Source organism: Paenibacillus sp. FSL F4-0122, from assembly GCF_038002845.1.
Classification (GTDB): Bacteria; Bacillota; Bacilli; order Paenibacillales; family Paenibacillaceae; genus Paenibacillus_AQ; species Paenibacillus_AQ odorifer.
The window spans coordinates 313,641-338,502 of sequence record NZ_JBBODI010000001.1; the positions used below are offsets into that span (position 1 = coordinate 313,641).

The window sequence follows — 24,862 nt, forward strand, 5'->3', positions numbered from 1 at the left end:
CAGAGTTCAGCACACCTTAGTTTAGCCTACTTGCTCAGCAGCGTATAAATAACCTGTGCGCTTTCTGCGCGGGTCATCCATGCTTTTGGAGCGAATCGATTGTTCTCTCGGCCTTGCAGGAGTCCTAAGTCTGCTGCAGTCTTCACATAAGCTTCCGCCCACTTGCTAATACTTGAAGCGTCAGTAAATGCCGTAGAGGCTGCTACAGGTTCAAGCTTCTTACCAGACTTCACTTCAAGTGCGCGGATCGCCATAACAGCCATTTCCTCACGGGTAATTGATGCATTCGGCGCAAAAATATTATTACTCCGTCCACTAACAATACCCAGCTTAGCAGCTGTGGCTACATATGAGGCATACCATGCATCTGACCTGATGTCAGTAAACAGGACCTGCCCTTCCGCTTTTAAGCCAAGTGCACGTACTAGTAGTGCTGTAAATTCCGCACGGCTAACATTACTTTTCGGATCAAACTCAGAGGTAGTAACCCCTGACACAATTTGTTTGGCGGCAAGTGATTGAATCGCCTTAAATGCCCAATAGGTTGCAGGAACATCTTTGAACGACTTATCGATTTCAAGCACAGCATACTTACTGAAGTGTGTGACTTGTGCCGTGATCACCTCTCCATTCAGCTGTCCTCCCACGTACTCTAACCCGCCATTATCACTTAAATAATAGATTCCGATTAAGTCTTTGTTGAATTGCCCTTTAATCTTAAATGAGATCGTAATCGGCTCATCGAACTGCTTAATTACAATCCGAGTACCGTCTTTCATCAGCACGCTAAGTCTGAATTCAAATACATCGGAAAGAGAGCTAGCATGAGCACTATCATTGTTTAAACCGTCTACTATGGCTTTCGCAGCAGACTGCGCCAGTGGCTTCAGTTCAAGCAAGATTTGGGCACCTACCCCATCAATACCTGAAGCTAAACTTGGCATTGTACTTAAAAGCTGGCTAGGGATAGTAACTAACAGATCTCCCATTTTAAATACAAGATCATTAGTTCCTAGTATTTGTGCAGCTTGTAAAGGTAAGCGTACCGCTGTCTTACCGGCAGCAACATCAATTTGCACCTTGCCTTCTTTACCATTCTTCAAGCTATCCTCATTCACAACCTGAGTATCCGCTGGCGGTGTAGGGCTAGGGTTAACAACAACTCCAGAGGTTGGTGCCGCTGTGGCTTCTGGCGTTGGTGTCACCTCAGGCGACGGTGTTACTTCTGGTGCCGATGTTGGCGTCGATGTTGGCGTCGACGTTGGTGTTGGCGTTGGTGTTGGTGTCGGTGTTGGTGTTGGTGTCGGCGTTGGTGTTGGTGTTGGTGTCGGCGTTGGTGTTGGTGTCGACGTTGGTGTTGGTGTTGGTGTTGGTGTCGGCGTTGGTGTTGGTGTCGACGTTGGTGTCGGTGTTGGTGTCGGTATAACATCCGATACCTCAGCCAAAATAACCGTACCTCCATCATCTCTACCTGGCAGATCAATATTTACCTTTTGATCCTCGGAAACCATGTATGTTTTACCGCTGTATTCATCGGTTACCGATGAATTAGCAGCAAACGGTACTGGAATCGTTACAGAACTCTCACTAGTTTTAGTATTGATTACCGTCACTACGTTCTCATCTTCATAAGATTTGTTGAAAGCCAAATAACCTGAATCATCTGAACCTGCGAGCTTCGTGCGCGCACCTTTGGAATACACTTTGGAGTACTTCGCACGGATATTCAACAGCTTTTGATAATGGTCATGTAGTGGCTTCTCTGCCGTCAATTGATCCCAAGGCATATCCTTACGGTTCTCACTGAATTGACCTTCAGACATATTTCCAGCATTGCTGCCTGAATTACCCAGTTCTTCTCCGTAGTATATTACTGGCTGTCCTTTGGCGGTAATTTGCAGAGCTGCAGCAATCTTCAGCTTGCCTTTATCGCCTCCCACATAATCAGACAAGAAACCATTCTCATCATGACTGCTCAGGAATTGAGCCATCATCTTCGTATTGTCGATCTTCAATTCACGTTCCTGCAGATAAGCATCCACACTGTTTACCTTACCATTTGCAAAATCTCTGGCTGCATCTTTAAATCCAAAATCAAGCAGCCCATCCATCTGGCTAGTTTCGAGCATTCCACCATTGTTATCAATGGTTCCACCGAAGTATTCGCCGGTCATTTTGAAGTTTGGATCCATCGCTGTCAGTGCATTTTTAAAGGCTTTCCAAGTCGTATCGTCCACGTGTTTGACCGTATCCACACGGAAATAATCAATCGTGTCTCCACGTTCCGTACGTGCGTTGTCTAACCAGCCTGTTTGCCAAGCGATAATTTTTTCACGAACGGCTGGATCTTCCGTTTTGAAATCTGGCAGGAAGGCAAGTTCACCCTTAATTGGATCTGTATCTGCGGATACACCATCCGTGCGCAGCATCCCTTCGAAACGTGCTTTATCCTCAGCTGTAATTGTCGGATAGGTATCCTCAGCTTTCAGACCGTAACCCGTATGATTGAGTACAACGTCAACCATGATCTTGATCCCTTTGTCATGCGCCTTTTCGATCAGCTCCTTGAAGGTGGCCATATCGCCAAGATGCTCGTCGAGCTTGGTGAAATCTTTTGCCCAATACCCATGGTATCCATATTGTTCGCTGCCAAAGTCAACGCCTTTGTTAAAATCAATATTATCTACGATTGGCGTGATCCATAACGTGTTAATTCCTAGCTCTTGCAAATAATCGAGATTGTCGATCATCCCCCGGAAATCTCCACCATGATAAGCTTCCAGATGATTTTTATTCACATTCTCATTATTCGTTGGGTCACCGTCTTTAAATCGGTCTGTAAGCGCGAAATAAATTCGAGCCTCATCCCAATCAAAATCCAGCTTATCCCCTGTATAGGTTCTTGCTTTTACCTCAAGTGTAGCCTTTTCCTTATGTGCATTGCCGTATTGGTCTACGAGCGTAATCGGAATATCCTTGATGCCCGCTGACACCGTGTCTTCCACAGCAACCGTTTGTTTCAAGAGTTCCGTATCCAGCTTAACTTTGCTAGGGCCCCCAAGATTAGTTAAATCCATATATGCTTCAGAGTAAGTTACTTCTTCCGAAGAGGAAGCGTGGATGGTTACAACAGCATTCTGATTGGATGTGACTGCCTCTGGACTTACGGATGTCGCAATCTTAACGACAGGTTGATGATAATCAATAACAGATTCATCATTCACCGTATTCTTTGGATCTGTAATTTCGGTAGTGACGCCGTCTTTTGTAATCAAGAAAGTATATTTATACATACCTTCTTTTAAATCAGCCAGTGTGTAAGTGAACCACTCGTTAGCCGGATCATAGATCATTGGATACGAAGTGCCGTTCACTTTTACTTTAGCAGCTGTTATTGCGTCCATATTTCCATTACGGAACAAAGCGTCGTCGCGGTATCTGAAAGTAATCGTTCCATCTTTTAAAATAGGGCCGCTAATACTTGGTTTGATATCAAGCTCTTTAACCATACTGGTTACATACACCTTAGTGAACGGTTCACCAGGGGTCAACGGAATAACACGATCGTCTGGGTAGTCTAGTTTCCCCGTGTTCCAATCCGTACCTTTGCGCAGGACAAATCCAACGCTTGTTGCATTCTCCGCAACCTCAATCAGAACGCTCGCTGTGCCATTCTTAAAGGTTGTGAAATCAATCTGGTCATTTTTAGCTCCAGTGTTCCAAACCCAGATATTCCAATCCTTATAGTCCTTATCGCTACGGGTATAAGTGAATTGAACATATCGTTTGTCAGTAACATTAACAGTGACGGTTGTAGAAATACCTTCATAAGAAATAGTAAGGGTTGCCGTTCCTAGCCCAACCGCTTTGACTAGACCTTTATCAGTTACTGTAGCTACTTCAGGTTTATTGGAGAGGTAAGTAGCCTTCTTAGTAACATTACTTCTGCTATTGTCATCATATTTCGCAAAAACAGCGGTTTGATGCGTATTTCCAGCTGCCAGCGTGTAGCTTGCACTATCTGTTTCCAAAGAGTTCAGCGTAACTGGTGCAGCTTCCTTTTGAATAATCACGGCCGTCAAAGGCTCTAGTGTAATTGAATTTGCTGTCAAAATAAAACCTGACTGCTGTGCAGCCGGTATCGCTGTAACACCAGCTTCATCGTTGTCCACAAGCACCTGACCGCCCGTCAAATCCTCAGATAAGGTCAGTTTTCTAGTTGTGCTGTCACCATTCATGAAGACATAATAGATGCCAGTGCCATCTGTTGCTTTGTTGGAATAGCCGATGACAAGATCGTTATCCTTCATTTCTGGAGCAGGGATCAGGTTAATGTTAGAGTCAACCAAATCCTTATCGCCCAATCGGAAGGCATCCGTTGATTTTCTCAGCTCCATCAGACCCGACGTATATTTTCTTGTCGTGTTCTGTACTGGGAACTTAGATTCATCTGTTGCTTTGGTCCAATCAAACATGTTAACTGCATCCGATGAATCGTAAGAATCATGAATGAAATAGCCAAACGATTGGTTGTTGTTGTCGAACATCTCTGTGAATTTATCCTCAGGATCCGTTGTGCCCTTCCACTGCTTAGTCCGCCCATATTCCTGACCGGCATGGATAAAGGCTGTACCTTGAGAAGTTAATACGAGCATATTTCCTAATCTGATCCGCTGCTGAATTTCAAGCTCATTCTCAGCAATATCCGGATCCTTCTTGATCGATTGTACTATGACATCATGAAGTGTCAGATTATCATGAGCTTCGATATATGGGACGATATCACCCGGATCATCTGCTGGTGTATTCGAAGGTTGAGCTTTGATATTGTCTAGGATTGTAGCGATCGGACGTGCTCCACCTGTAATAAATCTAGGCTGACCTTCGGAACCATAACCAGACTTCAATTCATTACGGAATTCATCTGAGAAAACACCGACACTATCCGTTTTGTCCATCCAATCCTGATCTGCACCTTGCCCAGCGAGAGAAGGATCAGCCGCGGCGCCGCCGAATGTTCTCCAGCCTTCACCAATAAAGAGTGCCTTCGGATTCACTGCTGCTGCGGCATCATAAGCATGCTGAACAGCATCAGCTGTCGCATCGCCCATCATATCCCAGCGCATTCCATCAATCTTGTACTCTTCAAACCAGTATTTTACCGAATCAACCATCAGCTTCTCAGCCATTTTATGGTTGGTGGCTAAATTGTTGCCGAACCCCCCGATAAAGTTACCGTTTGCATCTTGGAAGGCATAGTAATTAGGTACGATGTCGTTTAAAAATTCTTTTTTAGCCATATGAGTATACACTACGTCCAGAATGACACCCATTCCAGCTTCATGCACGGCATCAATCAAACCTTTTAATTCTTTAATCCGCTCTTCTGGATCGGCAGGGTTCTGTGAATAGGCCCCGTCCGGTGAAAAATAGCTGTGAGGATCATAACCCCAGTTGTATTCATTGTTTTTTGCGGAATAATCCGGCTCTCTAGTCCCCATCTTCGTCTCATCCCCGTAATACCAAGCCATCACAGGAAGCAACTGAACATGCGTTACACCAAGAGATTTAATATAATCAAGTTTCTTTTCAAAAGCGCTATAAGAACCCCATCTTTCCCCACTCAGACTATCCTCGATCGATACATCCGATGTAAAATCTCTCACGTGGACTTCGTAGATGATGGCGTCCTCACGTTTTTCGTAGCCTTTTATATCAGCATACCCAAAGGTATCTGGGTTCGTCTGGCTTAAATTAACAATAGCCGCTTTGCCCACTGTATCCCCGCCAGCACCAGCAGCACCTGTGGTATCCACAGTAAATACCGCCATTGATTTAGCATAAGGATCAAGAACCTTATGGGTTACACCGTCATTCGTTACTTCGTATTGATAAAAGTATCCTCTTACATCATTTGTGGTAGTGCCTGTCAAATCAGCTGGCTTCAGCTGGACTGACCAAACCCCGTGCTCGCCGAGCGTTAAAGCAACTCTGCCCACTTGCACGTTAGAGTCATTCTTATCGTAAAGATTTACAACGACCGAGCTTGCTTTAGGTGCCCATAATTTCAATGTGGCTGTTTTGTCAGCATTATACGTAGCTCCAAGATCGTCTCCTGTATAGTTGTACATTTCATCAAGCATTCTCCAGCCACTTGCGGCTGAGACCGTTTTACCTGAATAGGTAACGCTAAGCGGAACTTTTTCCAGATCAAATGCTTCTGTATCCACTTCGATTGAAGTTTTACTTGTAAGGGTTACAGCAGTAATCGGGATTGCAGCACCCTCTTTATCCTTAACTGTAATTGCTGTCTTTAAGGCTGCTGGATCCAAACCGTCAGTCAGTGTGAAGCCGAGAAGGATTTTGCTCGTCGACAGCACCTCTGCGGATACTAAGCCAATAGGTGTCTCACCAAACGGAGAAACATAAACATTGTTGTCTCCTTCTTTAACCCATAGCTGATTGTATCGATCCAGCAGGCTAAAGGTTTTATTGTCACCGTCCTTATCACCGTTCGAAGGTTTCATCACAATAAAGCCGATTTTCTTCGCATTCTCAATAAGCGGAACATCAACATATGCACCATAACGATCTGTTTGATCTGCTACAAAAGGAGTAGCTCCAGACGGCCAATTTTCGGATGGGGCTACGACGTCATCCCACAGCCACAGTCCATATTGATCATGATTTGTATCAGCTCTGGTATAGTGAATTCGCACTGTATTAGGAGCAAGTGTAACTGGTTCATACGGTGTTACATCATTTGAACCCTGCTTGATCCAAATTTCATTCGCCTCAGGCGTGTTAATGGCAAAGAGTTTATCCCCTTCATCCTTGGCCTGAGTGACTCGGTTTACCACAAGGAACGAAATTTTCTTAGCTCCATCCTTCACTGGCACGTCAACATAAGCACCATAAGAATCGATTTGCCCTTCAGGAAATGGAGTTGCACCTGTAGGCCAATTTGCGGAAGGGGATTGAGCATCATCCCATGTCCATAATCCCTGATTTTCATAGTCACCAGCTGTCCGATTGTAGTGAATACGGATGTGTCCAGCCGGAACAGGAGTAACCTCAACAGGTTCAGAAGGAATTTTATATTCTGCTGTCACACTGCCATCCAGTGGATTAAATTTAAAGGTAACCAGAAGATCTGAAGGAAGACTCAGATTATTAGCAGTTTCGGGATACAATTGATCCCCGGCTTCACCGTCTCCTGGAACAGAAACTTGGTAGGTGTAATCTCCCTTAGGAAGGGTAGCCACCGTACTGTAAACATCATCAAAATCAGGATCAGATAATACGGTAAGTGCTTCTGCCGGCAGGTTTCCTGTCAATCTTGGTAGTTTAGCGGAAGCAATCGGTGTGTAATACGTGGAATCAGCTATTTTATGAGTTAAGTCATTATAATAAAAGGTTACGGCAGTCTCTGTTTCCAGCTTGATATGGATATTCTCCCCATCATTGGTCCCCTGAGGATTGGTGTAACTTGTGAATCCATAGTTCTCATCCCATAAATCATTAAGAGTAACCTTGTAGTTATATTCTCCTGCCGGCAGAGTGCCTGTAAAAGAATATAGGCCATTATCTGAATAGGTCATTTGGGTGACTACTGATGTCTCATCCCAATCCTTACCCGGCGTTCCCGCACCCGTCGACGTAAATTTTGTCTGCAGATCCCCGACCAACACCACTTTCGTCGTTGCTGCTGTAACATTAACAGGATGTAGTCCAAGACCAGAGAACACGAGAGCAATGATCATAAAGATCGCAAATGCCCTCTTCCCCCATAAAGTTATTTTCATTTTTGCAAAACCTCCCATAATTATGAATTCCCTTTTTGCAAGCGGATACATGATTTCACAAACCCCACCAATTTATGAGATTATAAATCATGCTATTCCTTCTAAAGTTGGAGAAGGTCTATATGTAGGGCTCGTCAAGCCAATTCAACGCTGTCACCATCCTTTTATCAAAGTAAAAGCTTGATACATCATGTCGAAATTAGTGCAATCGTTTGCAAAAAGCTATGCACAAACACTAGTCCATAAAACCCATTCGTTAGTGCAACTGGTTCAACCTAAAAACACCCAATGAAAACGCTTGCTGTATTTTGATTTACATACTAATGCCGAATTTGCGGTATTGTCAACCAGTATTTTCTAAAATAAAAGCTCAATTTAAAGCCGCAATAAAAACGAAACTTGTTCTTCCCTTCCTTTCAGCTAAGTTCTTGCATCATTTAAGCCATACGTTTGCATTCAGCGAATACTCTTTTCGTAAAATCCAGACCGCATTTATACATATTAAGATCAAAATTCCCGAATCATTCATACTTTTTTGGTGAAAAGCAACAATATTACATTGAAATTTCTTGTGTTCCTTCCAAAAGTAGCAATTTCCCCCTTTTGAATGACTTTATCTATTTACAATTTAGAACTCTTAGATTAATATTACTGTGTAAAGCAAACGGTTCCATAAGGAGGTTTCAATGACAGTTACCATTAAGGATGTGGCCAAGAAAGCGGGAGTATCTCCCTCCACGGTATCCCGGGTATTGTCCAACCATCCCAGAATCAGCCTGGAAACTTCCCGCAAAGTTAAAGCTATTATGGAGGATATGGGCTATACCCCTAACATGATGGCTAAGAGCTTGGTGTCGAAAACTACTAACAGCATCTGCTTCAGTCTTCCTAAACCTGCTGAAGAGCTGTTCTCTAATCTATTTTTTATGGAATTAATTCGCGGGATCGTTACACAAGCCAGCCGTTCCGGTTACGATGTGTTAATAAGCTCCGGAGCGAACGAGAAAGAAGAACTGGAAGCCGTTTCACGACTTCTGAAGGGTCGCCGTGTTGACGGCGTTATTCTGCTTTACTCTCGTACGGATGATGCCGTTATTGATTTTCTAGAGAGCAACGATTATCCATTCGTGCTTGTTGGCCGAAGTGATAAATATGAGAATATTTTATCAGTCGATAATGATAATGTGATGGCAGCATACGATGCTACGAACCACCTCATTTCCATGGGGCATAAACGTATTGGCTTCGTAAGTGGACCACCTAATCTAATCGTTTCTCGTGACCGTCTCGCCGGATATCGTAAAGCATTGCAGAATAGCGGTTTAGAAATGCGGGATGAATGGATTGTAGAAGGTGAATTTCTACAGGATAGCGGCTATAGAGCGATGTCCTTTTTCATGAATTTGCCGAATCGCCCCACTGCGCTGGTAGCGGTGGATGACATGGTATCGTTCGGAATTTTGCGCGGGTTGAATGAACTGAAATACAAGGTTCCAGACGATCTCGCCATTGTAAGCTTTAACAATATTCCATTATCTGAATTATCTAGTCCTCCGATCAGCAGTATTGATATAGGAATTTATCATCTTGGCTACACCGCATCACAAGTACTTATCCAAAATATCAAGAGTCCGGATAACGGTTCAGGTCATACCAACCGATTTGTCATTCCCCATCGTCTGATCGTGAGAGAGTCATCCATGCACTCTCTGGCAAAGCATAAAACCGAATGAATAAGTGAAGCGTTTAACCGCTTCATTTATTTTTTGAAAATCTGTACAAACGTTTGCGCTAAATCATACAATACTTATTGATCCAGTTCTTTATGGGTGATTTCTAGGATCTTAGGTTAGGATAAACTTACACATCTTAATCAAAGTTTAAACGGTTTAATAAGATTCTAATACGGCATCCGCTGGATCACGACGCTGTCAAAACTTTTAGGAGGTACTACAATGTCGGAAATTAAAGCCTGCTTGTTCGACTTGGACGGAGTAATCGTCGATACAGCAAAATACCATTATATTGCTTGGAAAGAGCTTGCAGATGGACTGGGGTTTCTTTTCACAGAACAAGATAACGAACGCCTTAAGGGAGTCAGCAGAACGGCTTCACTAAATATTTTGCTGGAAATCGGCGGACTAACGATTGACGAAGAAGAGAAAGCTAAGCTTGCGGAACAGAAAAATAATCGTTATGTCGAATATATTGCGAAAATGGACAGTTCTGAGATTCTGCCAGGTGCGCTTGATTTCCTAAAAGAGTGCCGTGCGAATGGCATCAAAGTTGCTCTCGGTTCTGCCAGCAAAAACGCTATGACGATCTTGAATAATACCGGATTAACCCCTTACTTTGATGCAATCATCGACGGCACACACACTAGTGCTGCTAAACCAGATCCGGAAGTGTTCCTATTAGGAGCCAAAGCACTGGATGCCGCACCTGAACATTGTGTAGTCTTCGAAGATGCAGAAGCGGGAATTGAGGCCGCTACCCGGGCCGGTATGTTCAGTGTTGGCATTGGTTCGCCGGAAACCCTGAGTGCAGCGAATATTGTTGTCCCATCGCTTGCTCATATGAGTGTGTCCCTGCTCAAAGAATCTTTTGCATAAGTTTATTGAACATAATTAACTCAAATAGTACTGATTTGAGTTGTTGTGGACATTCCAACCAAAGATTAAATGAACTAATAATTAATCGTTAGCCTTCTGGTGATGAAGTGACGGAGAGGAATTTTGGAACTATAGAAGCATAACTTTCGCCTTTATAATCAGATTTCATCCGCAAAATGTGATCGAAAGTCCAAAGATTCCGCGCAGTCACTTTTATATCACCGGAAGTTTAACAAGGGATTTGTTCATTTTATATATCCCCCTAACATATTTAAAGGAGCGGTTATCGTGAAACAATATTTAACAATTGATGAATGGTCCATTATTGAGGAATCCTTTGATCCACAGACGCAAGAAATTTCTGAAAGCGTATTTAGTCTTGGTAACGGATTTATGGGTGGCCGGGCCAATTTCGAAGAGCAATATAGCGGTAACAGCCTGCAAGGCAGCTACATGGCTGGCGTCTACTACCCTGACAAAACACGTGTTGGCTGGTGGAAAAACGGCTATCCTGAATATTTTGCCAAAGTACTTAACAGCACGAACTGGATCGGTATTAACATTGATATCGAGGGTACCCCCCTTGATCTGGCAAAGTGCACCGTTTCCGAATTCCGCCGGGTACTTAATATGAAAGAAGGAACGCTCTCCCGTAGCTTCACTGCCACACTCGAAGATGGTAAGGAAGTTAAAGTAGAAAGTATCCGGTTCGTAAGCATGACTCGTCAAGAAATCGGCGCGATTCGCTACTCCATCATTCCTGTCAATTTCTCAGGCAAGATTACGATTACTCCTTATCTTGATGGTGATGTGAAGAACAAGGATTCCAACTATGACGAGAAATTCTGGAATGAAGTTGAGAAACAAGCGGGACCTGATCATGGACATCTCACCCTAAAGACTAAGAAACTCGACTTCCATGTCACCTCTGCTATGGCTTTTGATATCCTTGTCAATGGTGAAAAGGTAACTGCCGAAGCAGAAGTCATCGAACAAGAGAAATATGTAGCCAGCAAACTGGACGTAACCGCACAAGCGGGCAATCAAATCGTCATTTATAAATATGTAGCCAATGTTACTTCTCGGAATCACGGTCTGGGACAATTGGTCGACGCCGCCCAAACTGCTCTGCAAGCTGCTAAGGAAGCTGGGTTCGTAACCCTTTTGACTGAACAAATTGAAGCTTGGAGAGAAAAATGGAAAGAAAGCGACATCATTATTGAAGGTGACGTTTCGGCTCAGCAAGCGATTCGCTTTAATATTTTCCAACTCAATCAAACCTATAATGGTGAAGATGACCGCCTGAACATTGGGCCTAAAGGCTTTACCGGTGAAAAATACGGCGGCAGCACCTACTGGGATACAGAGGCGTATTGCGTTCCCTTCTATCTCAGTACGGCGGACTCCTCCATTGCCCGCAATTTGTTGATCTACCGTTACAAGCACTTAGAGAAAGCTAAAGAAAATGCCCGTAAGCTTGGATTCAAAAAAGGTGCGCTGTACCCAATGGTTACTATGAACGGTGAAGAATGCCACAACGAGTGGGAAATTACATTTGAAGAAATTCACCGGAACGGTGCCATTGCCTACGCCATTTACAACTATGTGAACTACACCGGAGACAAAGCTTATCTGGGACAATATGGCCTAGAGGTTCTCGTGGAAATCTCCCGCTTCTGGGAAGAACGTGTTCACTACGCATCACGCAAAGACAAATACGTAATGCTCGGCGTAACGGGCCCGAATGAATACGAGAATAACGTTAATAATAACTGGTATACAAACCGTATGGCTTCGTGGACTATGGAATACACCATGGAAGCACTGGCATACTTGCAAGAAAATGAGCCTGCTCGTTATGCAGAGCTAGTTGACAAACTAGGGCTGCAAGAGAGCGAAACTACAAAATGGAAAGACATCATTGCTAAGATGTATTATCCTGCGGATGAAGAGCTGGGTATCTTCTTACAACAAGATGGCTTCCTGGACAAAGAGATCATTCAAGTCAAAGATCTGGAACGTGAGCATCTGCCACTTAACCAAAAATGGTCATGGGACCGTATCCTGCGTTCTTGCTTCATTAAACAAGCAGACGTTCTGCAGGGATTATATTTCCTGGGTGACCGTTACGATCTGGATACAAAAAAACGCAACTTCGACTTTTATGAACCGATCACTGTTCATGAGTCCTCCCTTTCCCCTTGTATCCACTCCATTCTAGCCAGTGAGCTGGGATATAAGGATAAGGCCTATGAAATGTACTTGCGTACTTCAAGACTGGATCTTGACAACTATAACAATGATACAGAAGACGGGTTGCACAGCACTAGCATGGCTGGTACTTGGATGTCGATCGTACATGGTTTCGGCGGACTCCGCGTACATGACGGCAGACTGACACTGAGCCCATCTAACCCAGGTCACTGGACTGCTTACTCTTTTAAAATTATGTTCCGCGGCTCCCGTCTGAAAGTAAGCGTTACGGATGCACAAGTTACTGTTACGAATGAAACTGATATCCCTGCTTCTATTACTATCTACGACAAAGAATATACCGTAAACGGACTAAGCAGCATCACTGCTGATAGCAATTCCGTCACAGTATAAAACTTACACCCAAGAGACCCTTGAAGCTTAAAGCTTTTGGGGTCTCTTTATTTTTTAGGAAGCTAACTTATAAAAGGAGTGATTATGAATGAACAGAACCTTTTGGAAAGAAGCCGTTGTCTACCAAATCTATCCCCGCAGCTTTCAAGATAGCAATGGTGACGGGATTGGAGATCTGCAAGGAATCATTTCACGTCTGGATTATTTGCAAAAGCTAGGTGTCGACGTAGTTTGGCTGTCACCTGTCTATAAATCGCCAAATGACGATAACGGTTATGACATCAGCGATTATCAAGATATTATGGATGAGTTCGGCACATTGCAGGATTGGGAAGAATTACTGACTGGATTGCACGCCCGTGGCATAAAACTGATGATGGACCTTGTAATCAATCATTCCTCAGATGAGCATCCTTGGTTCGTAGAATCCCGTTCTTCAAAAGATAATCCATATCGTGATTACTACATTTGGCGTCCGGGTGGACCAGATGGTGAGCGCCCCAACAATTGGAGTTCTGTATTCAGCGGCCCGGCTTGGGAACTGGATGAAACTACTGGTGAATACTATCTGCATCTGTTTTCGCGCAAGCAACCGGATCTCAACTGGGAGAATCCGCAGCTGCGTGAGGAGTTATACAAGATGATCACCTTCTGGCTCGACAAGGGTGTGGATGGTCTACGAATGGATGTAATCAATATGATTTCCAAAGTGGAAGGTCTCCCTTCCTCCCATAGAGACGGCCTCGCTCCCGGGGAACTTGCCTGGGGTGGCGAATATTATATGAATGGACCACGTGTTCATGAGTTTTTACATGAAATGAATGACAAAGTGTTATCCAACTATAACATTATGACTGTCGGTGAAACTCCTGGCGCTACAGTTGAAGATGCCATCCTTTACACGGACGAGGAACGCAAAGAGCTGCAAATGGTATTCCAGTTCGAGCATATGGATGTGGACTCGGGTCCTGACGGCAAATGGGACGTAGCCCCGTGGACGTTGTCGAAGCTGCGCGATATTCTTCATAAATGGCAAGTGGGTCTGGCGGATAAGGGTTGGAATAGTCTTTATCTTAACAATCATGACCAGCCACGTATGGTCTCAAGATTCGGGGATGACGGTAAGTATCGCGTGATCTCTGCCAAAATGCTCGCTACCTTACTGCACACGCTGAAAGGGACGCCCTATATTTATCAAGGCGAAGAAATCGGGATGACCAATGTAAAGTTCACTGCCATTGAACATTATAAAGACATAGAAATCCTCAATATGTATCGCGAAAAGGTTACCGAAGGCGGCGCTGATCCTAACAGCGTTCTAAACGCTATTCATATCAAAGGCCGTGATAATGCGCGCACTCCGATGCAATGGGATGATTCTGCGAATGCCGGCTTTACTGAAGGGGAGCCGTGGCTCAAAGTTAATCCGAACTACAAGGAAATTAACGTGGAGCAGGCGCTGGCTGATTCGGATTCTATCTTTTATTATTACCAAAGGCTGCTTGCTTTGCGCAAAAAAAATCCGATCATGGCTTATGGCGAATACAAGCTACTTTTGCCAGAGCATGAGGACATATATGCCTATACGCGTACTCTGGATGACGAGAAGTGGCTGGTGCTGCTCAATTTCAATGAGGTTCCACAGACTGTTGATCTTTCCGCAGAGCTAAGTAAGGCTACGGAACTTATTATTGGAAATTACCCTGATGATGCACCCACACGGGAATTATTACGACCTTATGAAGCAAGAGTGTATCGATTGAAAGACTAACTTTGTCTATCTTCCTGAGTTATACTATTTAGGATGATTTTTTATGAGATTATCCTTCTGCCCGCTACCTGTCATTAGAGAGCACGGAATAACAGGATTTTGCAAATGCAGCCTGATAGTATGAACTTAAAGGGAGATGACGGACTTGGAATGGCTTATCCGCATGAAAGAAGCTTTAGACTATATGGAGAGCAAGATGGAGGAATCTGTGACGATTGAAGAAATCGCCAAGGTTGCTTACTCCTCCCCCTTTCATTTCCAGCGCATGTTCAATATGCTTACCGGAGTATCTATTAAAGACTATATCCGTAAGCGCAGATTAACTCTGGCTGCACAGGAGCTTGCTATTTCTAAAGTTAAAGTGCTGGATGTTGCACTGAAATACGGATATGACTCGCCCGAGTCGTTTGCCAAAGCATTCCGCAAGGCACATGGAATTACTCCTTCTGCTGCGCGGGAGTCAGGGGTACAGCTCAAGGCTTTCCCTAGACTCTCCTTCCATCTATCACTGAAGGGAGATAAAGAAATGGACTACAGAATTGAGAAAAGAGACGCCTTTAATGTTATCGGACTAGTAGAGGAAATGACAACGAAAGATGGGGAGAATCTGCGCCGCATCCCTCAGTTGTGGATAGAAGCTAATGAAAATGGTACGTCGGATAAGCTGATTGAGCTCGGTGGAGATAAGGATTTATTAGGCATCTGCTCTGACATGAACCATGATAAAGAAACCTTCTCCTATTGGATCGCTGTCGAAGCTACTCCAGAGACTGATGCACAGGGCTTTGCTTCTACAACAATCCCAGCTGCAAGTTGGGCTGTGTTCACCTCAGTAGGGCCGATGCCTGATGCTATCCAGCAGGTATGGGCACGCATTTTCCAGGAGTGGTTCCCTTCCACAGGCTACGAGCATACAGGCGGGCCTGAGTTTGAGCTATATCTTCCGGGGAGACCAGACGCAGAGGACTATCGCTGTGAGATATGGATCCCTGTTACGAAAAAAGAATAGAACTAGAAAGACTATCGAAACCTCGATAGTCTTTTTTCTTGTGATTGCCTACTATTTCATTTTGAGAATTGGCATAGTCTTGGTATAATAAATAGATTATATAGTTCTATAATGATTATTGATTATTGTCATCCGAATTATCGGTGAAGGAGAATTTCATGTCTACTGTAAAAATATTTTCAGACAGCACTTCCGATTTACCTCAAAACTGGAAGGATACTTATGACATCGGCATCGTTCCTCTTTATGTAGTATTTGAAGAAGGTACCTACAAAGATGGTGAAGATATTACACCCGAGGAAGTGTATCGCCGTGTAGCCGCTAGTGGAGTATTGCCGAAAACGGCAGCACCTTCGCCAGCAGATTTCATTGCTGCATTTCAACCCGTGATTAGTAGCGGACAAGATATTGTATATATCAGTCTCTCCTCCTCACTATCCTCTACATATCAGAATGCACTTTTGGCTGCCGGGGAATTTCCTGAGGGACGCGTACAGGTCATAGATTCGCAAACCTTGTGCGGAGGCATTGCCCTCCTTGTTATGAAGGCTGTCAGAGCTGCTAAAAAAGGCCACACTGCGGTGGAGATTGCAGCCCTGCTGGAGCACAGCCGCAACCTTGTGGAAACTGAATTCGTTGTGGATACGCTAGATTACTTATATATGGGTGGACGCTGTTCAGGCATGCAGAACTTCATCGGTAGTCTACTCAAAATCCGTCCTGTTCTTAGACTGGTAGATGGAAGCATCATACCTACTAGCAAAATCCGTGGCAAAAAGGAAAAAGCTGTGGAACAAATGCTCCAGAACGCTTTGGTTCACATCGATCGAATGGATAAAGAGTTGCTCATCGTTGTCCATACCTTGGCGGAAGAAGATGCACTCTATCTGGAGTCAGCACTACGAGAGAAAACTCAAGTTAATGAAATAGCAATTCTCCATGCTGGTTGTGTAATTGGCAGCCATTGTGGGCCGCATACTGTAGGTCTCATGTATATGCTTCAGGACTAATAACACACAAATCTCCGGCCATTGCTTCTTAAGCAAATGGACCGGAGATTTGTGTGTAACCCCCCCTAGTTTGAAGTTACTTCCAGCTCTATATCTTCTGCTCTGCAAGGCAGCATAAAACGAAACGTAGAACCTTGATTCTCTTCACTTTCTACAAAGATCGTCCCACCCATCAGCTCAACGAGCTGCTTGCAAATCGCCAGTCCCAAGCCTGTGCCTCCATATTTACGGTTTATGGACGGATGCAGCTGTGAGAAAGATTGAAACAACAGATTGAGTTTGTTACCGGCAATTCCTACACCTGTATCCCGCACTGAAAATTCCAACAAAAATTCTTGTTCATCAGATAGTGGAATGTTCTTCACCGATAGGGTCACGCTCCCACGTTCAGTGAATTTCAGCGCATTGCCTACCAGATTCACGACAATCTGCCGCAAGCGGATCGGATCAGCAATGATTATGGTTGGAACGCTAGTATCCATCCACCACCGTAATGCCAGCTTCTTCTCTTCCGCTTTCGGTGCAAATAAATCAATGACGTCTGAGATCATTTCGCGGAGATCAAACTTCTCGGATTGCAGTGACATTTTACCTGCTTCCATTTTGCTGAAATCAAGAATGTCATTCAAGATCTGCAATAACGTATAACTACTGCTGCGTAAAATCTCGGCATAACCTCGCTGCTCTTCTCCAAGCTCAGTATCCAACAATAGATCAGCCATTCCGATCATCCCGTTCATCGGCGTCCGAATTTCATGGCTCATCATCATTAAGAAATCAGATTTGGCTTGCGCTGCCTGCTCTGCTGATTCTTTGGCACGAATGATTTCTCGCTCATTCGTAATATCACTGAAGGCAATAACCGCACCTGCGATCAGCCCTTCATCAATAAGAGGTGCCACCCGGTAATTAACAAAAAAACTGGTGCCATCCTTACGCCAGAAGATCTCATCATCTTTTTTACGGATGATTCCATCCTCTATCGTAAGACTAATCTGGCAATCAGGCGTCGAATAGCGCGAACCGTCACCTTGGATATGATGGATATAATCCATAAGCTTCAGACCCATCAATTCTGTAGGTTGATAGCCTAGCATATCTGCTGCCTCACGGTTAATAAAAAGAGTTCGCCCCGTTGTATCGAGCACAAAGATTCCCGCAGAGACAGAATTCAGAATGAGACTCGATTGTTGATCCTTCACAGCTACTATTGAGGTATCTTTGGAGCTTACCTCCGCTTCTCCCTTGGCAGGTATTTCAGTGTCCAAGGTGTCTGCCAATTCATCCAACCAGTCTTGTAACAATTCCGCATGTAAAAGAGCGCTTCCGTTAGCTACTTTGGTAATCGCGAATACCCCGGCGATCCCTTCTTCCGTTCTGATCGGTAAAAGTTTAACGCCTACGCAATTCGAGCCTTTTTTGGGATTCTCTAAATCTTGTAGCTCAAAGCTTGAGGAGTTCCCCTGCAGAGCAGCCTCAAAACTAGCAATATTGCCAAGTTTTTTTCTCTTTGCTGATATCGGACTTGTATTTTGAAACTGCGCTTCTGCGCCGGAGCCTAGATGGAACGTTAGGTTGGTTCCTACGCAGCGACCTTGTCTATCCAGAACGAATATCAAATCAGGATGATGGTCATATAACGATTTATAAGCGCTCTCTTCCGAAAGCAACCGTCTCAGAATGGACGTCCAGTCTTTATCCACAGTTCACATCCCCTCAGGCTCTCTCATCCATTATCATTACCCCTAAACGGGCAATGTTCATCTAAAATTTAAAATATATTTCATATCTATTATATCAAAATTACGGAAATCAGTCGTAGATAAACGTCAAATCCCCCCTTTATAACCCCAATCACGATGCTTTTTCATCGTTACAAAAGGGTTATAAAAGGGGGGAATTCCGAATCTATTAGGCGATATCTTTATGTTCAATGTTGCGAATGGCCATATAGGCAATGGCTGCTCCTAGCAAACCAAGTGAGATCGACACCGCCGCTAAATTACCTAAACGCGCTTGATCAAATCCCCCAGAAATTAGGGAGGTAACTAACACAGCTGAGACGATGGTGGCTGGGACTGATTTTTTCTTCATCCCAAAGTACAATGGAATTAGAGCGATACCCGCGGCATAAAATGCGTTTGCGCCTAACTTAATCAGCTCTGATGTGATTACATGAAGGGTCAGTTCACCCGGAATTAGCCCTGCAAAGGAATTGAATCCTATTAGGATAGCGCCGACTACAATGTCTGCCACGATAATGGCAACAAATGTGAAGGCGAACACTATCAATATTTTCGCAGTCATTAGCTTTTTACGTGAGATAGGATACATGAAGAGAAGAGTAATGGTGTTGTTCTTATACTCATCAATCACCAGCTTGCTAATAATAACCGAAGCGAAAATAATATAAGCAGCCTTTACAAAAACGAACACACCCTCAAACAACTCTGCATAAGAAGCAAACGACGGTTCGCTCTCATTTTGATCAACGAATAAAACCATAATCATAAAAGCAAGAATCGCAAGATTAACGATTGCAGCACCTGTAAGAAGCGTTTTTAGCTTATTCTTCCGAATCTCCAAAGATATTAATTTAAGCAATGCTTTCACCCCCAATCAATTGCAGAAAATGATCTTCCAGCGTATGTTGTTTTTTGCTGATACTCTCAATTTCCACATCTGCTAGCACTAACGCCTTATTCAGATCACGCTGTGAGATTCCATCGTCATATATTCTTACTGTAATATGGTCCAGCACTTTGAAATTATTAAGCCCAAGCTTATGCTCCAACACATACACTGCTTTATTAATCTCATTCGTAACCACTTCGATATATTCAGTATTTTGGCCACGAATGGAATCCATCGCCACTTCTTCTACCAGAGCACCCTGCCGGATCACACCGATCGTATCAGCAATCTGCTCTATTTCCCCCAGAATATGACTAGATACAAGTAACGTCATTCCATATTCACGGCTAAGCATCCGGAACACTTCACGCATCTCCTTGATTCCCACAGGATCTAACCCGTTAATCGGCTCATCCAAAATGAGCAGCTCAGGTTTCGTCATGAAGGCTCTGGCAATACCCAGTCGTTGCTTCATCCCAAGTGAAAATTGCTTCACCGGCTTTTTATCGACACCTGTGAGCTTTACGAGCTCCAGCGCTTCACCAATCGCTTGCGGATCATAATAGCCCATGTACTCTCCGTGCAAAATCAGATTTTCCTTGGCTGTCAATTTATCATAAAACACGGGATATTCAATGATGCAGCCCATCCGCTTCAGCATTTCGTAAGAATGCTCTGTCATTTTTTCATTAAAAAATTCAATTTCTCCACTCGTAGGTTTAACGAGGTTCGTGACCATTTTCATCACGGTAGTTTTGCCAGCACCATTGGGTCCAAGAAACCCGTAAATTTCACCTTGCTTAATATTCATATTCACATTGCTTACGACTTCTTTACCTTGATAGGTTTTCGTTAAATTTCTTGTCCGAAGTATTGTAGTCAATTCCGCGCTCCCCTTTGTTTTCGTCTCGTCTTCCTTAGTTCTTATTGTACACAGCAGAATTTTCTTTTTTATTACTCGTTTCTTACGAAAATCTTAAGCTGCGCACAATTCTATTCCTTAGAAGCGTAATCTGCGAAAAGTAAGGGTAAACACCGTTCTCACATACGGCTGACTAACCAGTGTAATCGTTCCATTCATTTGCTCCGTTAATCTTTTGGTGATCGTCAGACCTAGACCGCTGCCTTGATAAGCCCGGTTTCTTGAATCCTCCAGCGTATACAGACGCTCAAATACTTTATCTTGGTGTACTTCACTAATGCCCTTTCCCCGGTCCCACACCTCTATGTATACTTTGTTCTCATCACTATAGAGCTTTAATCCTAATACGCCCCCCGCGTCGCCATAAGAAATTGCGTTCGACAACAGATTGGACAATATTCGATCAAGAGCCTCTTCATTTCCCATGAAGTAAACAGCCCCATCCGGAATCTCAATCTCCACCTCACTGCCCTTAGCACTGAGGATATCATAGAAAGAAAGGATGTTGCGTCTGCATACTTCACCTGCCTCAACTCGTGAAAGAGCAACTTCCCGATCTCCTGATTCCAGCTTGGACAAATCAAAAAACTTGTTCATCAGCTGGATCACTTCATTGGCTTTTTGATGAATCATCTTCATCATCCGTTCCCGTTCCTCAGCCGGCAAATGCTCATCCTGCTGAATGGTCTCAATATAACCAAGCACAACCGTTAGCGGAGTCTTAAGATCATGAGAAATATTAGACAGCATATTACGCATGGATTTCTCCAGCCTCACACGCTCAATGCTTCCTTTATGATTGATATCCAGCAGCCGGTTCAGGTCAATCAGCACGTTTTGCAGCTCCAAATTACCGCTGAACAGCAGCAATCTTTCATGTGAGCCTTCTTCCATAATGCTGCTTAACTTGTCATGCATATATCGCAAATCATTAGAAGCTTTACGCGAATTCTGATATTGCCAGACAATGACGGCCAGTAAGAGCACAATGACAACACCTAGCCCCGCAATCATTATAGCTGTTCTCCCAGCTTATACCCGATGCCCCATAACGTCTTAATGTATTCGGGATGGGAGGGGTCGTCTTCTATTTTTTCACGCAATCTTCTCATATGTACATTAATGACGTTCTCATCCCCGAAATAATCATCCTCCCATACGCTCGCATAAATCTGCGCTTTGGTAAATACTCGGCCCGGATGCGTCACAAACAGCTTAAGAATATGAAATTCCTTCGACGTTAGCTTTACTTCTTCCCCATTCTTCAACGCAGAGAAGTTATCTAAATCTACAGTCAATCGGCCAATGGAGATCATTTGCTTCACCGGAGCTTGATCTTCCACTTGGATACTGGGAGATGCATAACCTGCACGACGGATCGCTGCCTTCACCCTAGCCGCTAGCTCAATCATAGAAAAGGGCTTCGTAATATAATCATCTGCCCCAAAGCCTAACCCAAGCGCTTTATCTACATCACTGTCTTTGGCGGACATGATCAACACTGGAACCAGACTCCCCGCACGGATAGTCTGAAGAATGTCAGTCCCGCTACGCTTCGGCAGCATAAGGTCTAACAGTACAAGATCAAATGGACCCCCGGTCCGAAATGTTCTCTCCGCTACTTCACCGTCAAATACAGCTTCAATCTCATAACCTTCTTTTACCAAATAAGACCTGACCATTTCACTGATTGCTTCGTCGTCCTCAATCAGCAGCACACGCTGTGGCATGTCCAAACCTCCCCGTAGTCGAAAACCTCTTCGTTAAATTATACCAATTTCCCGGAGCGCTTACTATTTCAGTTTTTATTTCAGTTTCATTAAAGGTAGCCCAGGTATGATGGCCTTAACAACTTACAAAAAGAGGTGATGCTTCAATGTTGAACAAGAGAAGTAAACAAGCCTGGAGCTTCAAACGAAAACTGCTGATCGTCATGATCATTGTCCTCCTGCTTCTCGGCACAGTGATATATAGTCTGGCAGATCGTTACTTAATCGAACATGTCGAAGTCGTGGTTGCGGATGATGCAGCTACAACTAGCAGCTCAGGAGCTACAGCCGTTACAGCTGCCAAAGTTAATGCAACCTCTGATGACTGGAATTACTCCAGCGATGATATTCAGATCCAGATCGATCAAGTGCAGACAGGGTCCGGTTCAGACCAGATCACCTATTTTGTCGCTGATGTCGTCCTCAAGGAAGCGAGCAGCCTGCGCACTGCCTTTGCCGACAACAGCTTTGGAACAAACATCACTGAGGATACCTCGGACATTGCTTCCGCGAACAATGCGATATTTGCCATCAACGGGGATTACTATGGCTTCCGCAATGACGGAGTGATTATCCGTAACGGCACGGTGTATCGTGATGATCCTGTGCGGGATGCAATGGCGCTGTTCGATGACGGAACGATGCAAACCTATAACGAGGAAGAGATTTCTTCCTCTGAACTGCTGGCGCAAGGGGCCACCGATACCCTTTCCTTTGGCCCGATTCTGATTCAGGACGGGGAGATTGCCAGTGATTTCAGCAATGTCAAAATCGATACCAACTTCGGCAACCATTCCATCCAGAATGCGAATCCCCGCACCGCAGTTGGTATGATCGAACCAAACCATTATGTTTTTGTCGTAGTTGACGGGCGCAATGAAGGGTACAGCCGTGGGATGACCCTTACTGAGCTAGCCGATGTAATGTCCGACCTTGGCGCCACAGAAGCCTACAATCTGGACGGCGGTGGTTCATCCACTATGTACTTCATGGGACGGGTCGTAAATAATCCGCAGGGCAAAAACAAGGAGCGGGGCGTCAGCGACATTCTTTATATCAAGGAGGGTGCAACATCATGACTATACTGATCCCAGCCTATGAGCCAGATGAACGACTGCTCGATTTGATTTTACAGCTGCATAATTTCCAGCTTGAACCTATTGTTCTTGTAGATGACGGCAGCGGCCCGCACTACCGTGGAATCTTCGATATGGCAGAAGCATTCGGCTGCACTGTCCTAACCCATGAAGTCAACCTCGGAAAAGGACGTGCTCTGAAGACAGGGTTCCAGTATATTCAGGAGGCTGGTCTGCCGGATTATGTAGTCTGCGCGGATAGCGACGGCCAACATCTGCCTTATGATATTAACCGAATCGTTGAATCTCTGCGGAACCAGACTCCCCCGGGAATCGTACTCGGCAGCCGCAGGTTCACCGGAACCATTCCTCTGCGCAGCCGCTTCGGCAACTCGGTAACCCGGACGGTCTTTTCCTTAACTACAGGCACTAAGATTTATGATACACAGACTGGTCTGCGCGGCTACCCTCTACCAATGCTTGATTGGCTATGCCAGATTCCCGGCGAACGGTTTGAATATGAAATGAACATGCTGCTGACTGCCCATAAAGAGGGGTACACCATTACGGAAGAGTACATCGATACCGTCTATCTGGACGATAATAAATCCTCCCATTTCCGGCCTCTGATGGACTCCTTCCGGATATACCTGCCGATACTAATGTTCAGCACTTCTTCGCTGCTGTCTGCCCTGCTCGACTTCACACTCTTATTCCTGTTCCAGAGTCTCAGCCATAACCTATTCCTGTCCGTCGCGGCCGCGAGATTGTGCAGTTCTGTCTTCAACTATTCTATGAATCGAAAATATGTCTTCACGGGCGGCAAACGCTCCAAGATTCAGGCGTCGCTTCCCAAATATTTTGCGCTGGTGATCCTCGTGTTGTTGTTCAACTATGGGCTACTCTATTTCTATAATGAAAAGCTGATTATTCCGCTTGTCGCCGCCAAGCTACTGACCGAGGCTTCAATCTTCTTATTCAGCTATTGGGCGCAACGGAGGTTTGTGTACTGAGGGTTGGGAACTCTGAACTGCTTATGCTCGTGTGGTGAGCAATCTGGAATTTGTGAAGCACTAATTGGACACTTATGGAGTACTTTTCGAACACTTATGGAGTACTAATCGGATACTTGTGGAGTACTATGGGTACCTATGGAATACTTTTCGAACACATATGGAGCTTCTATCGGGTACCTATGGAACTGCTCCTCGAACTCATATGGAGCTTCTATCGGGCATCTATGGAACTGTTTCTCGAACACATATGGAGCATCTATTGGGCACCTATTGGGCGCCTATCGGACACAGATGACACTAATCGCAGTATTATTCCACTTTTGGTATGCTAACGGACCCCATAGCCGCTATTGGTAAGAAAGACACCACATATGAGCCTCTTTCTGTGGGATAGCGTCTGTGGGGTCCGAAACCCTGTTCAAAAGGCTGGAAATTTGCAAATAACGTCATCTGAGTCCGAATTCACCGAGAAGGGTACCGTTGATAGAATCGCATACAAAAAAAGCTAGTGCGTCCTTCCAATAATGTATGCAAAATCACATTATCTTTGCTCAGAAATTCAGAACGTCATACACTCATCTACTCTCCCATATATATAAATGGAACAGTCCCGGACGTTGTCGCGGAACCT

14 protein-coding genes are annotated in these 24,862 nt (G+C 44.4%); 8 read left to right on the forward strand and 6 right to left on the reverse strand.

The features are described from left to right. Nucleotides 1-26: 26 nt before the first annotated feature. Nucleotides 27-7,805 carry a pullulanase gene (locus MHH49_RS01345; RefSeq protein ID WP_341070388.1) on the reverse strand — a complete coding sequence of 2,593 codons (7,779 nt, stop codon included), beginning with the start codon at nt 7,803-7,805 and terminating at the stop codon, nt 27-29. 686 nt (nt 7,806-8,491) lie between these two features. Between MHH49_RS01345 and MHH49_RS01350 the strand changes: the two genes are divergently transcribed. The 6 genes from MHH49_RS01350 (at nt 8,492) to MHH49_RS01375 (ending at nt 16,814) form a co-directional block, all read left to right on the forward strand. Continuing rightward, nucleotides 8,492-9,538: a LacI family DNA-binding transcriptional regulator gene (locus MHH49_RS01350; protein ID WP_036684387.1), complete on the forward strand. Its 1,047-nt coding sequence runs from the start codon at nt 8,492-8,494 to the stop codon at nt 9,536-9,538. 222 nt (nt 9,539-9,760) lie between these two features. Continuing rightward, entirely contained in the window at nt 9,761-10,417 is a 657-nt protein-coding gene (gene pgmB / locus MHH49_RS01355) for a beta-phosphoglucomutase (RefSeq protein ID WP_036684390.1), read from the forward strand. A 288-nt stretch (nt 10,418-10,705) separates the two neighbouring features. Further along, nucleotides 10,706-13,024, forward strand: a complete 2,319-nt coding sequence (locus MHH49_RS01360) for a glycoside hydrolase family 65 protein (protein WP_076101639.1) — start codon at nt 10,706-10,708, stop codon at nt 13,022-13,024. A gap of 88 nt (nt 13,025-13,112) precedes the next feature. After that, nucleotides 13,113-14,795 (forward strand): glycoside hydrolase family 13 protein, encoded by a 1,683-nt coding sequence (locus MHH49_RS01365; protein WP_036684397.1) that lies wholly within the window; start codon nt 13,113-13,115, stop codon nt 14,793-14,795. Nucleotides 14,796-14,940: 145 nt separating this feature from the next. Beyond that, nucleotides 14,941-15,804, forward strand: coding sequence for an AraC family transcriptional regulator (locus MHH49_RS01370; RefSeq protein ID WP_170914210.1), 864 nt, complete (start codon nt 14,941-14,943; stop codon nt 15,802-15,804). Nucleotides 15,805-15,962: 158 nt separating this feature from the next. Then, the gene (locus tag MHH49_RS01375) at nt 15,963-16,814 is read left to right on the forward strand and encodes a DegV family protein (protein WP_076275173.1); all 852 of its coding nucleotides are present in this window, start codon (nt 15,963-15,965) and stop codon (nt 16,812-16,814) included. A 65-nt stretch (nt 16,815-16,879) separates the two neighbouring features. On the opposite strand, the gene MHH49_RS01380 is transcribed toward MHH49_RS01375, so the two are convergent. The 5 genes from MHH49_RS01380 to MHH49_RS01400 all read right to left on the reverse strand — a co-directional run bounded on the left by MHH49_RS01380 (nt 16,880) and on the right by MHH49_RS01400 (nt 22,100). Next, on the reverse strand, nt 16,880-18,517 hold the full coding sequence (locus MHH49_RS01380; protein ID WP_051491336.1) for an ATP-binding protein: 1,638 nt from the start codon (nt 18,515-18,517) through the stop codon (nt 16,880-16,882). A gap of 208 nt (nt 18,518-18,725) precedes the next feature. Then, nucleotides 18,726-19,418 carry an ABC transporter permease gene (locus MHH49_RS01385; RefSeq protein WP_076101638.1) on the reverse strand — a complete coding sequence of 231 codons (693 nt, stop codon included), beginning with the start codon at nt 19,416-19,418 and terminating at the stop codon, nt 18,726-18,728. Continuing rightward, the gene (locus tag MHH49_RS01390) at nt 19,411-20,331 is read right to left on the reverse strand and encodes an ABC transporter ATP-binding protein (protein WP_036684408.1); all 921 of its coding nucleotides are present in this window, start codon (nt 20,329-20,331) and stop codon (nt 19,411-19,413) included. Before MHH49_RS01390 ends, MHH49_RS01385 begins: the two co-directional genes overlap by 8 nt. 117 nt (nt 20,332-20,448) lie before the next feature. Continuing rightward, nucleotides 20,449-21,384 (reverse strand): sensor histidine kinase, encoded by a 936-nt coding sequence (locus tag MHH49_RS01395; RefSeq protein WP_038569569.1) that lies wholly within the window; start codon nt 21,382-21,384, stop codon nt 20,449-20,451. Then, nucleotides 21,384-22,100: a response regulator transcription factor gene (locus MHH49_RS01400; protein WP_036684414.1), complete on the reverse strand. Its 717-nt coding sequence runs from the start codon at nt 22,098-22,100 to the stop codon at nt 21,384-21,386. The genes MHH49_RS01395 and MHH49_RS01400 overlap by 1 nt, the downstream gene beginning before the upstream one ends. 146 nt (nt 22,101-22,246) lie before the next feature. Here MHH49_RS01400 and MHH49_RS01405 point away from each other — a divergent pair, with 146 nt between their 5' ends. Then, entirely contained in the window at nt 22,247-23,218 is a 972-nt protein-coding gene (locus MHH49_RS01405) for a phosphodiester glycosidase family protein (protein ID WP_339811330.1), read from the forward strand. Continuing rightward, a complete protein-coding gene (locus tag MHH49_RS01410) occupies nt 23,215-24,228 on the forward strand; it encodes a bifunctional glycosyltransferase family 2/GtrA family protein (protein ID WP_076271943.1) in 1,014 nt (337 codons plus the stop codon). The genes MHH49_RS01405 and MHH49_RS01410 overlap by 4 nt, the downstream gene beginning before the upstream one ends. Nucleotides 24,229-24,862 lie beyond the last annotated feature (634 nt).

Bases quoted from the DNA above. Each gene is read 5' to 3' on its own strand.
- MHH49_RS01345 (WP_341070388.1), bottom strand. From the start codon at position 7,805: ATGAAAATAACTTTATGGGGGAAGAGGGCATTTGCGATCTTTATGATC.
- MHH49_RS01350 (WP_036684387.1), top strand. From the start codon at position 8,492: ATGACAGTTACCATTAAGGATGTGGCCAAGAAAGCGGGAGTATCTCCC.
- pgmB (WP_036684390.1), top strand. From the start codon at position 9,761: ATGTCGGAAATTAAAGCCTGCTTGTTCGACTTGGACGGAGTAATCGTC.
- MHH49_RS01365 (WP_036684397.1), top strand. From the start codon at position 13,113: ATGAACAGAACCTTTTGGAAAGAAGCCGTTGTCTACCAAATCTATCCC.
- MHH49_RS01375 (WP_076275173.1), top strand. From the start codon at position 15,963: ATGTCTACTGTAAAAATATTTTCAGACAGCACTTCCGATTTACCTCAA.
- MHH49_RS01395 (WP_038569569.1), bottom strand. From the start codon at position 21,384: ATGATTGCGGGGCTAGGTGTTGTCATTGTGCTCTTACTGGCCGTCATT.
- MHH49_RS01400 (WP_036684414.1), bottom strand. From the start codon at position 22,100: ATGCCACAGCGTGTGCTGCTGATTGAGGACGACGAAGCAATCAGTGAA.
- MHH49_RS01405 (WP_339811330.1), top strand. From the start codon at position 22,247: ATGTTGAACAAGAGAAGTAAACAAGCCTGGAGCTTCAAACGAAAACTG.
- MHH49_RS01410 (WP_076271943.1), top strand. From the start codon at position 23,215: ATGACTATACTGATCCCAGCCTATGAGCCAGATGAACGACTGCTCGAT.